This window comes from Zoogloea ramigera (genome assembly GCF_006539865.1).
GTDB classification, from domain to species: Bacteria; Pseudomonadota; Gammaproteobacteria; order Burkholderiales; family Rhodocyclaceae; genus Zoogloea; species Zoogloea ramigera.
The window spans coordinates 1-10,235 of record NZ_BJNV01000104.1 but is presented as its reverse complement, the minus strand read 5'-3'; the positions used below and the strand labels follow the sequence as shown (position 1 = coordinate 10,235).

At 64.6% G+C, this 10,235-nt stretch carries 11 protein-coding genes; all 11 read left to right on the top strand.

Translation table 11 applies throughout. The annotated features are described in order from the left end of the window. Positions 1 to 223 (top strand): hypothetical protein (locus tag ZRA01_RS18865; protein ID WP_218028761.1); only part of this gene is annotated, 223 nt, incomplete at its 5' end. A 10-nt stretch (positions 224 to 233) separates the two neighbouring features. Beyond that, positions 234 to 1,166, top strand: coding sequence for a CheR family methyltransferase (locus ZRA01_RS18860; RefSeq protein WP_141354924.1), 933 nt, complete (start codon positions 234 to 236; stop codon positions 1,164 to 1,166). After that, the gene (gene cheD, locus ZRA01_RS18855; RefSeq protein WP_246093757.1) at positions 1,156 to 1,767 is read left to right on the top strand and encodes a chemoreceptor glutamine deamidase CheD; all 612 of its coding nucleotides are present in this window, start codon (positions 1,156 to 1,158) and stop codon (positions 1,765 to 1,767) included. The genes ZRA01_RS18860 and cheD overlap by 11 nt, the downstream gene beginning before the upstream one ends. Positions 1,768 to 1,805: 38 nt before the next feature. After that, positions 1,806 to 2,900: a protein-glutamate methylesterase/protein-glutamine glutaminase gene (locus ZRA01_RS18850; RefSeq protein WP_141354922.1), complete on the top strand. Its 1,095-nt coding sequence runs from the start codon at positions 1,806 to 1,808 to the stop codon at positions 2,898 to 2,900. Positions 2,901 to 2,963: 63 nt separating this feature from the next. After that, a complete protein-coding gene (locus ZRA01_RS18845) occupies positions 2,964 to 3,269 on the top strand; it encodes an STAS domain-containing protein (protein WP_141354921.1) in 306 nt (101 codons plus the stop codon). Between the two features lie 2 nt (positions 3,270 to 3,271). Continuing rightward, entirely contained in the window at positions 3,272 to 5,020 is a 1,749-nt protein-coding gene (locus ZRA01_RS18840; protein ID WP_141354920.1) for an ATP-binding SpoIIE family protein phosphatase, read from the top strand. Between the two features lie 151 nt (positions 5,021 to 5,171). After that, positions 5,172 to 6,851 (top strand): methyl-accepting chemotaxis protein, encoded by a 1,680-nt coding sequence (locus ZRA01_RS18835; RefSeq protein WP_141354919.1) that lies wholly within the window; start codon positions 5,172 to 5,174, stop codon positions 6,849 to 6,851. Positions 6,852 to 6,970: 119 nt separating this feature from the next. Next, positions 6,971 to 7,942 carry a chemotaxis protein gene (locus ZRA01_RS18830; RefSeq protein ID WP_141354918.1) on the top strand — a complete coding sequence of 324 codons (972 nt, stop codon included), beginning with the start codon at positions 6,971 to 6,973 and terminating at the stop codon, positions 7,940 to 7,942. A gap of 12 nt (positions 7,943 to 7,954) precedes the next feature. Then, on the top strand, positions 7,955 to 8,911 hold the full coding sequence (locus ZRA01_RS18825; RefSeq protein ID WP_218028760.1) for a chemotaxis protein: 957 nt from the start codon (positions 7,955 to 7,957) through the stop codon (positions 8,909 to 8,911). A 31-nt stretch (positions 8,912 to 8,942) separates the two neighbouring features. Then, entirely contained in the window at positions 8,943 to 9,341 is a 399-nt protein-coding gene (gene cheY, locus ZRA01_RS18820; protein WP_141354917.1) for a chemotaxis response regulator CheY, read from the top strand. Positions 9,342 to 9,368: 27 nt separating this feature from the next. Beyond that, positions 9,369 to 10,232, top strand: a complete 864-nt coding sequence (gene cheZ / locus ZRA01_RS18815) for a protein phosphatase CheZ (protein WP_141354916.1) — start codon at positions 9,369 to 9,371, stop codon at positions 10,230 to 10,232. The last annotated feature ends 3 nt before the right edge of the window (positions 10,233 to 10,235 follow it).

Genomic DNA, 10,235 nt, shown 5'->3' with positions numbered 1-10,235 from the left:
CGAAGAGCAGTCGCGCAGCCTCGTGCGGGCGGTTGCGATGTTCCAACTCGACACCGCGGGTGGCGCGCTCGGTGCGAAGCCCCAGGTCGTTCCCGACAACGTGGCCCGCCTGCCCGAGCGCCAGGCGCGTCCCGCCCTGCCACGCAGTGCGCCGGTCGTGCCCAAGATCAAGCGCGCTTCTGGTGCAGCCAATGAGGTTGATGATGAATGGGAAGAGTTTTAAGACGCCGGCCATGAGCGACAAGCCCGTTCCACCACGCCCGACCGGGGCCTCGACCCTGGCCCGTCCTGCGGCACCGCGGCCGCTGGCGCCGCGGCCCGCCGTGCCGGCTGCCGCCACGCCGGAGCGCGAGTTTGCATTCTCCAGCGCCGATTTCGAACGGGTGAGGGCACTGATCTACAAGCACGCCGGCATCTCCCTGTCGCCGGTCAAGCAGGACATGGTGTACAGCCGTCTGGCGCGGCGTCTGCGGGCCCGTGGGGACAAGACCTTCGCCGAATATCTCGATCGGGCCGAACGGGAGCCGGCGGAGTGGGAGACCTTCGTCAACAGCCTGACGACCAATCTCACCTCGTTCTTTCGTGAGGCCCATCATTTCGACATTCTCGCCGAGCGCCTGAAGAAGCACGCCGGGCGTAACCCGGTGCGGATCTGGTGCAGCGCTGCCTCCACCGGCGAGGAGCCCTACAGCCTGGCCATCACCGCCTGCGAGGCCTTCAATTCGATGACGCCCCCGGTGCAGATCGTCGCCACCGACATCGACACCAACGTGTTGACCACGGCCCGGGGCGGTGTGTACGGGATGGACCGGGTCGAGCGCCTGTCCCGGGAACGGATGCAGCGTTTCTTCCTGAAGGGAACCGGCAGCCAGGCGGGTTTCGTCCGGGTGCGCCCCGAGCTGCAGCGGCTGATCGAGTTTCAGCGGATCAATCTGCTCGATCGCAACTGGGCGCTGCAGGGGCCTTTTGACATCATGTTCTGCCGTAACGTGATGATCTATTTCGACAAGCCGACCCAGTACGACATCCTCAAGCGATTCGTGCCGCTTCTCAAGCCGGACGGTCTGCTGTTTGCCGGGCATTCTGAAAGCTTCCTGCACGCCGCAGACATCTTCCGTTCCCTCGGGCGCACGGTCTATGAAAGGACGGACGCCCGTGAGCGTTGAGCCTGGATATCTGGAACATCTGGCGACCAACCGCTATTTCGATCGCACTTTCGAATGTGATGCAGTGAAAGTCTTGCCTGGGGAGTATTTCGTCACCACGGCAGACATCCTGCTGGTCACCGTGCTGGGGTCCTGCGTGACCGCCTGCATCCGGGATCGGGATAAAGGTTTGGGCGGAATGAATCATTTCATGCTGCCGGATGCGAGCGAAGGCGGTATGCTGTCGTCTTCTGCGCGATATGGCGCGTATGCGATGGAGGTGCTGCTCAACCATCTGCTGAAGCTGGGTGCGCGGCGCAGCAGCCTGGAGGCCAAGGTCTTCGGTGGCGGGCAGGTGCTGGCCAGTCTGACTCAGACGCAGGTGGGCGAAAAGAACGCCCAATTCGTGCTCGACTATCTGCGCACCGAACGAATACCCGTCGTGGCGCAGGATCTGCTCGATATCTACCCTCGCAAAGTCTATTTCTTTCCGGTAAATGGACGGGTGATGATGAAAAAGCTCGTTCGCGTGAAAAACGACACGCTTATCGAGCGTGAGCGCGAATATCAAGCCCGGCTTCGACGCGACAATGTGCAGGGTGACGTCGAACTCTTTGGTTGACCGGGGCTGCAGGCCCCGTTCCGGACTGGAAGCTGAACATGGCAATCAAGGTTCTCATCGTCGACGACTCCGCTTTGATGCGCAGTCTTTTGAGCGAAGTCATCAACTCGGCGCCCGATCTCGAGGTGGTGGGTGTCGCGCCCGACCCCATCGCTGCCCGGGAGATGATCAAGACACTCGCTCCGGATGTGCTGACGCTGGATATCGAGATGCCCAAAATGGATGGCCTCGATTTTCTGGCGCGCCTGATGCGGCTGCGGCCGATGCCGGTCGTGATGATTTCGAGCCTCACCCGTAGCGGTTCCGAAGCGACCTTGCATGCGCTTGAATTGGGTGCGGTGGATTTTCTGCCGAAACCAAGAATGGATTCGGCGGCCAGCATCGAGGCCTGTCGTGTAGAAATTTGTGAAAAGGTGAGGGCCGCATACAGCGCTCGACCGAGGGTCCCGGTAAAGCCGGCGATTGCGCCGAAACCCTTGTTGCACGAGCCTTTCGAGGCCCCCCGCGGTAATCCGGGCGGCTTCTCCGAACGGGTCTTGCAGGAGAAACTGGTGCTGATTGGCGCCTCGACCGGGGGCACCGAGGCCATCAAGGAAGTGCTATGTTCTATGCCGGCGAAGATGCCGGCCATTTTGATGGTGCAGCACATGCCGGAAATGTTCACTGCGTCTTTCGCCAGGCGGCTGGATGGTCTTTGCCAGCTGCGGGTCAAGGAGGCCGAGCATGGTGAAAAGGTCCAGCCCGGAACGGCCTACCTCGCGCCCGGCCATTCGCATCTGTCGGTGCGGCGGGTGGTCGGCGGTTACGTGTGCGAGCTGGCTCAGTCCGAGCCGGTCAATCGGCATCGGCCGGCCGTCGACGTGCTCTTCAATTCGGCGGTGAGCCAGGTCGGCGCCAATGCCCTGGGAGTCATTCTCACCGGGATGGGCAAGGATGGTGCCCAGGGCCTGCTGGCGCTGCGCAAGGCCGGAGCCTGGACGATAGGGCAGGATCAGGACTCCTGCGTGGTGTATGGCATGCCGCGGGAAGCTGCGACAATCGGTGCCCTCGAAGAGGTGGCACCGCTGAAGGAAATTGGGCAACGCGTGCTGGCCCGCCTCGGCGGAAGTGAGCGCCGGGGCCTGCGAGCATGAATCACAGATCAGGTCGGTGGCAGCCGGCGTAGTTTCGAGCATTGAGATAACAAGAGGCAAGCAATGGATACCAGTGTCAGCACCCAGCAGAGTCAGGCCAGAATTCAACTCTCCGGGCGTTTCGATTTCAACTCCCACCGGGAATTCCGCGACGCGGTAGACCGGGCGCTGGGCAGTCCTGGCACGACCGAAGTGGCGGTGGATCTCGGTAACGTCGCCTACCTGGACAGCTCCGCCCTCGGCATGCTGCTCATGTTGCGCGACAAGGCGAAGAGCTCCGGCAAGACCGTCTGCCTGGCCAACGCCCGGGGCAGCGTGCGTCAGGTGCTGGACATCGCCAACTTCGGCAAGCTCTTTCCGATCGTGTAACAGTGGCGGAGTACGGAGCTGAATCGCTCCTTATTCTCGTTGTCGATGACAATCCCGACGATCTGTTCCTGATCCGTCGGGATCTGCTCGCCCTGGGCCACCGCGTCGTTGGTGTCAGCACGGCCCGGGAAGCGCTCGATCACATCGGCCGCGGCCACCCTGACGTCCTGATGACCGACGTTGGCCTGCCCGGCATGGACGGCATCGAGCTGCTCCAGACCGTCCGTGCCCGGACCGACGGCAGCTGGATCCCGACCCTGGTGTTCACCGGCAGCCTCGACGAGGCCACCCAGATGCGCGCCCTTGAGGCGGGTGCCGATTCCTACCTGTGCAAGCCGGCATCCCGCGAGATGCTGCACGCCAAGCTCGGGGTGATCCTGCGTCTTCGCGCCATGCAGCGCCAGGCCGAAGAGCGCAACCGCGAACTCGCCCGCTACCGCAGCATGCAGGAAGAAGAGCAGCGGCTGGCGCGCTTCGTGATGGAGCGCCTGATCAACCGCGAGGCGCTCAACGACTCGGTCGTCGCCCACTTCATTGCCCCGGCGGCCGAGTTCAGCGGCGACCTCATCGCCGCCGCCCGCACGCCGGCCAATGTGCTGCACGTGTTGCTCGCCGACGGCGCTGGTCACGGCCTGGCGGCATCCCTCAATGTCCTGCCGGTCACGGCACCCTTCTACCGGATGACCGAGCGGGGCTTCGGCATCGACGCCATCGCGCGGGAAATCAACAGCAAGGTGCGGGCGCTGCTGCCGGTGGATCGTTTCATCGCGGCCACCCTGGTGGCGGTCAATTTTCGCGAGCACTACGTCACGGTGTGGAACGGGGGTAATCCGGGGCCGCTGCTGATCAGGCCCGATGGTGGCGTGCGGCTGCACTTCAACCGCCACCACTTCCCCCTAGGCGTCGTGGATGACGACGAGTTCGACGGCACCGTCGACTCCCATGTGGTCGACCCCCACGACCAGCTCTTGCTGTTCTCCGACGGGCTGATCGAGCAGGAGGACGCTGCAGGCGTGGCGCTGGGTGTCGATGGCCTGGGTGAAGTGTTGCTCGGCCAGCCCGCCGGGGCGAGGCTGCCCCACCTGACCCGGATCGTCGGCCGGATGACCGGCGGCTGCCCGCCGCGCGACGACGTTTCGATCGCGCTGATCGACCTTGCCGATACACCGAGCCCCAGCCACGCGGCCCAGGCCGGCGATTCTGCGCCGCCCTTCACCGCGAGCGACTGGAGCCTGGGCTTGCGCCTCGGTGCCGCCGACCTCAAGCGTCTCGATGCGGTACCGCTGGTGCTCGGCGCCATCGAGCATTTCGAGGGCGTCCGGCCTTTCGCCGGGCGGCTCTTTCTGGTGCTCTCCGAACTCTTCAACAACGCTCTCGATCACGGCCTGCTGCGTCTCCCATCGTCCCTCAAGGCCGGTGTGGAGGGCCTCGATGCCTACCTCGACGAGCGTGCCCGACGCCTTAACCGCCTCGCCGTCGGTGCTGTCGAGTTCGAGCTCACGCTGCGTCAGACCCTCGGCGAGCCGCCGGCCCTGCTCATCAGCTGTTCCGACACCGGGCCGGGCTTCGACCATCAGCTGCAGGTCGAGCAGGCCCGCTGCGAGCCCACCACCGAGGAGATGCTGAAGGGCCACGGCCGCGGCATTCCACTCCTCTTGAGGGTGTGTGAAGAAGTGCGCTACAGCGGTCCGGGCAATCGGGTCGAGGTCGTCTTCCGGCTTGCCGAACGGGCGATCGACAGCCCTCGTTAGCGCCTTCTTCCGGCCGCGGGTCAAGTTCCCCGCGGCGGGGTCGATAAATCCGTCTGGTGCATGCGTCTACTGCGGCATGGCCTGAGAGTGATGCCGGATTGCCACGCATGCCGGTGTTCCCTGATCACCAACGAGACGGATCGGCCGGCCCATGTTCCTGCAAGTTATTCCTTTTGTCCTCGGGTTGATCACAGCCCTGGCCGTGCTGGCCTGCGCTGCCGCCGTCGGCCAGCCCCTGTCGGCTACTTATCTCGGCCTGTGTTGCGCCGCCGGGGTGCTGGTCGGTGCCGTTGCGGCGGTGGGGCTGAGGGTGTATTTCGTCAAGCCCCTCGAGGCCCTGCGCGATGACATCCGCGCCATGCATCGTGACGGTGACCTGTCCCGCCGGGTCGGGCTTAGTGGCGGCGTCATCGGGGAGGCCGAGCTGGCCTTCAATGATCTGATCGGCAGCTTTCAGGGTATCGTCGGAAAGGTGATCTTCGACGCCCAGCGCGTCTTCGAGGCCGCTGCGCTGCTCGAAGGGCACGCTGGCCGTGTGGCGGAGGGGTCCGGCGCCCAGCGGGCAGCGGCCGAAGGCATGGTGCGCACCATCGAGCAGATGACCGGCGGGGTCAGCACGGTGGCCGAGCATGCCAGCCAGACGGCGGCCCATGCCCAGGTGGCACGTGACCTGTCAGTCCAGGGCGCCGACGTCGTGGCGGCCGCGTCCCGGGAGATCGAGCGGATCGCCCGCTCGGTCGAGGATTCCGCGGTGGTGATTGCGGCCCTCGGCGAGCGCTCCGAGGCCATCAGCGGCATCGTCAAGGTGATCCGCGAGATCGCCGACCAGACCAACCTGCTCGCCCTCAATGCGGCCATCGAAGCCGCCCGGGCCGGCGAGCAGGGGCGTGGCTTTGCGGTGGTGGCGGACGAGGTGCGCAAGCTGGCTGAACGAACCTCCAGCGCCACGACCGAGATCGGTGCCGTGATCCTGGCGATCCAGAGCGAGACACGCAGCGCCATTGCCGCCATCGACAGCGGCAGCGCCCAGGCCAATGCCGGCGCCGAGCTCGCCCGCCGGGCGGCGGGGTCCCTCGGGCAGATCACCGACGGGGCGCGCCAGACAATGGAGAGCGTCGACGCGATCGCCTGTGCCATCGGTGCCCACAGCCGCGAGGCGGAGCGGGTGGTCGGCAACGTGAGGGAGATCATGGATGGGGCCGGGCAGAATTCGGCCGAAGCGCGCAACACCCTGGACGAAGCCAGGAGCCTCAGCAGCCTTGCCGAAAACCTGAGCGAGATCAACAGGGTGTTCAAGCTCGGCGCCGCGGGCGAGCGGGCCATGGCGGTACATCGGCGCATGCCCGAGCTGGTGCGCGATGCGGCCCAGCGCATGGGGGCGCTGCTGGAGCAGGCGCTGGCTGGCCGCCAGATCAGCGAGGCCGAACTCTTCGACGACACCTACCGGCCCTTGCCCGGTACGCGTCCGCAGCAATACACCACCCGTTTCGACACGCTCACCGACCGCATCTTCCCCAGCCTGCAGGAGGCCGTGCTGTCGGCCCATGAAGAGATCGTCTATGCGATCGGGACGGATCGCAACGCCTACGTGCCGACCCACAACCGCTGCTTTGCCCATGCGCCCACCGGCGACCTCGCCTGGGATCTCGCCCATTGCCGCTCGAAACGGATCTTTGACGACCCGGTGGGGCGTCAGTGCGGGCTGCATCAGATGCCCTTCCTGCTTCAGACCTACCGGCGGGATACCGGGGAGATCATGCACGACATATCGGCCCCCGTTTATGTGGGGGGCCGTCACTGGGGCGGCTTCCGGGTGGGTTACCGGGCCTGAGCCATGCCGGTGGCTGGTGGCCGGCCGGGCCTCAAGATTGTTCGGCCCCCGCCGATATTGTTTCCATGTCGGGATCTGCTCCATCGGGGTGGCAGGTGGTCTGCGACGGAGAATGAGTAATGTCCGAACTTCTCAGAAATATCGATGCGCGTACCCGCCTGGCGGGGACCAACAAGCTCGAGATCCTGCTGTTTACCCTCGGCACCGATCCGCGAACCGGGCGGCGCGAGACTTTCGGGATCAACGTCTTCAAGGTGCGGGAGGTCATGCGCACGCCGCCGATCACCGCGGCGCCCGAGATGCCTTCGTCGGTGGAAGGCATGGTCAGCCTGCGGGGCGTGCTGGTGCCGGTGGTTGACCTGGCCAAGTATGCCGGGATGAGCATCGAGTCGCCCCGGGAGATCATGATCGTCACCGAGTACAACGGCCACACCCAGGGTTTCCTGGTCGAGGCGGTCGATACCATCCTGCGCCTCGACTGGTCGCAGATGCGAGTACCGCCGGAAATGCTCACCGCCAATCTGGGTGGGCTCGTCACCGCGGTCACCGAGCTGCCCGGCCCCAAGCTGGTGATGCTGCTCGACGTGGAGAAGGTGCTCTCCGAAACCACCCGTTACGACGACGAATTCCTCTTCAAGGGCATCGAGCCGCTGGCGATCGACGAGCCGATCACCGTGTATTTTGCCGACGATTCGTCGGTGGCCCGCAAGCAGATCGAACGCACCCTGGACGCCCTTGGCGTGCGCTACGTGGGGTCGGTGAATGGCCGCCAGGCCTGGGATGAGCTCGAACGCCTGGCCAGCTATGCCGCATCGTCCGGCCGCAAGGTGAAGGATCTGCTCGCCCTGGTCCTCACCGATGTGGAAATGCCCGAGATGGACGGCTATATCCTTACCAAGCAGATCAAGACTGACCCGCGCTTCGAGGGGGTGCCGGTGATCATGCATTCTTCGCTGTCCGGCATGTCCAACCAGCAACTCGGCCGCTCGGTCGGCGTCGATGAATACGTCGCCAAGTTCGAGCCGCAGCGCCTGGCCGAGGTGCTGCGTCGTCTGATCACCCAACACGCCGCAGCTCCCGGCGCAGCCTGAGCCAGGAGGAGGATGATGAACATGGATCGCGTCAATTACGGAGTGCTCGAATCCGTCGATGCCCGCACCAAGCTGGCGGGCTCCAACCGCATGGAAATCCTGCTGTTCTCCCTTGGCACCCAGGAGATCTTCGGGATAAACGTTTTCAAGGTGAGGGAGGTGTCGCGCACCCCCTTCATCACCAAGGCGCCCAACATGCCGGTCGGCGTGGAAGGCCTGATTTCCCTGCGCGGCAACGTGATTCCGGTGCTTGCGCTGGCGAGGGTGATGGGCATTTCCGAGCCCGGCGACCCCCTCGGCGAGTCGATGATGGTCACCGAATACAGCAAGCGCACCCTCGGCTTCCTGGTCCACGAGGTGGATCGGATCATCCGCGTCGAGTGGGACAAGGTCAGGGCACCAGATAACGTCACCTCCGGTGGTCATCATTTCATCACCGCCATCACCGAGCTGGGGGACGGCAAGCTGGTCTCCATCCTCGATGTGGAAACCATCCTCGCCAGCACCTTCGGCGAGGCGGTGGTCGGGCAGATCCACCCCCTCGAAGGCTGCAGTGACGTGAATGTGTTCTTCGTCGATGATTCTGCGGTGGCCCGCAAGAAGATCGCCGAAACCCTCGACAAGCTCGGTGTGCGCCACAAGCACGCCCTCAACGGGCTGGAGGCCTGGACGCGCCTCGAAGGCATGGCCACCCATGCCCAGCAGCGGGGCATGAGCCTGCGCGACGAGGTGAGCCTGATCCTCGTTGATGCCGAGATGCCCGAGATGGACGGCTACGTGCTTACCCGCAACATCAAGGCGGATGCCCGTTTCGAGGGCATTCCGGTGGTCATGCATTCGTCCCTGTCGTCCGAGGCCAACCGGGCGATGGGCAAGAGTGTCGGCGTGGACGCCTATGTGGCCAAGTTCGACGCCGACGTGCTGGCCGAAACCCTGCGCCCGCTACTCATGCGTGCCAACCGGGATTGACCCGAACCCAGGTTGAACGGAGATCAACAATATGTCGGACCCCAAAATGAAGTTTCTTGTCGTCGATGACTTTTCGACCATGCGGCGGATCGTCCGCAACCTGCTGAAAGAGCTCGGTTTCACCAACGTGGACGAGGCCGAGGATGGCCAGGTCGCGCTGCAGAAGCTCAATTCCCTGCCCTTCGATTTCGTCGTGACCGACTGGAACATGCCCAACATGGACGGGCTGACCCTGCTCCAGAACATCCGCGCGAATCCTTCCCTCAAGCATCTGCCGGTCCTGATGATCACCGCCGAGGCCAAGAAGGAGAACATTATCGCGGCGGCCCAGGCCGGGGCGAGCGGCTACATCGTGAAGCCTTTCACGGCTGCGACGCTTTCCGAAAAGCTCGAGAAGATCTTCGAGAAAATGGGCAAGAAGGCGGCCTGATCGCCCCCTCCAGCACGGAGTTCCACCATGGCAAAACGTCTCAAATTCGACGAATCGGGCGACAGCGACGACCTGCAGGCCCTCTTCGACAGCATCGCAGGTGGGCCGGCCGCAGTGGCGGCGGTACCCACTCCCCATCTTGAAGTCGTTCCGTCGCCGGCAGTGCTTGAAGCGGCGCCGGCCGCGAGTGACGACGACGATCTGCAGGCCCTGTTCGATTCCGTCGCCAGTGAATACGGTTCGGAGGCCGAAACCGAGGCCGTCGAGCCCGCCGGCGGCCCCGACAATGGCCATCTTGTGTTCAACCGGATCGGCGTCATGACCCGTCAGCTCCACGACACCCTGCGGGAGCTCGGCTACGACCGTAGCCTTCAGGAGGCCGCCCACGCCATCCCGGATGCGCGTCAGCGTCTCAGCTACATCTCCGAGATGACCGAGCAGGCCGCCAGCAAGGTGCTCAACGCCACCGACATCGCCAAGCCCCTCCAGGACAAGCTCCACAGCGGCGCCGAGAGCCTGCGCGCCCGCTGGGACCGCCTCTACGCCAACCAGCTCAGCCCGGACGAGTTCCGTGCCCTGGCCGGCGAGACCCGCGAGTTCCTGGGCGGTGTCGTCAACGACACGCGGGAGACCAACGCCCAGCTGCTGGAAATCATGATGGCGCAGGACTTCCAGGATCTCACCGGGCAGGTGATCAAGAAAGTGGTCGATCTGGCCCAGAGCCTCGAGCAGCAGTTGCTGCAGGTGCTCCTTGAGGCCATGCCGGCCGAGCGCAAGACCGAAGCATCGGAATCCCTCATGAACGGCCCGGTGATCAGTGCTGTCGGGCGTGAAGATGTGGTGTCCAACCAGGAACAGGTGGACGATCTGCTGGAGAGCCTGGGCTTCTGAGTG

What these genes read in the sequence shown, in the direction of transcription:
- ZRA01_RS18860 (WP_141354924.1), top strand. Translation starts at nt 234, where the DNA reads ATGAGCGACAAGCCCGTTCCACCACGCCCGACCGGGGCCTCGACCCTG.
- ZRA01_RS18850 (WP_141354922.1), top strand. Translation starts at nt 1,806, where the DNA reads ATGGCAATCAAGGTTCTCATCGTCGACGACTCCGCTTTGATGCGCAGT.
- ZRA01_RS18845 (WP_141354921.1), top strand. Translation starts at nt 2,964, where the DNA reads ATGGATACCAGTGTCAGCACCCAGCAGAGTCAGGCCAGAATTCAACTC.
- ZRA01_RS18835 (WP_141354919.1), top strand. Translation starts at nt 5,172, where the DNA reads ATGTTCCTGCAAGTTATTCCTTTTGTCCTCGGGTTGATCACAGCCCTG.
- ZRA01_RS18830 (WP_141354918.1), top strand. Translation starts at nt 6,971, where the DNA reads ATGTCCGAACTTCTCAGAAATATCGATGCGCGTACCCGCCTGGCGGGG.
- ZRA01_RS18825 (WP_218028760.1), top strand. Translation starts at nt 7,955, where the DNA reads ATGATGAACATGGATCGCGTCAATTACGGAGTGCTCGAATCCGTCGAT.
- cheY (WP_141354917.1), top strand. Translation starts at nt 8,943, where the DNA reads ATGTCGGACCCCAAAATGAAGTTTCTTGTCGTCGATGACTTTTCGACC.
- cheZ (WP_141354916.1), top strand. Translation starts at nt 9,369, where the DNA reads ATGGCAAAACGTCTCAAATTCGACGAATCGGGCGACAGCGACGACCTG.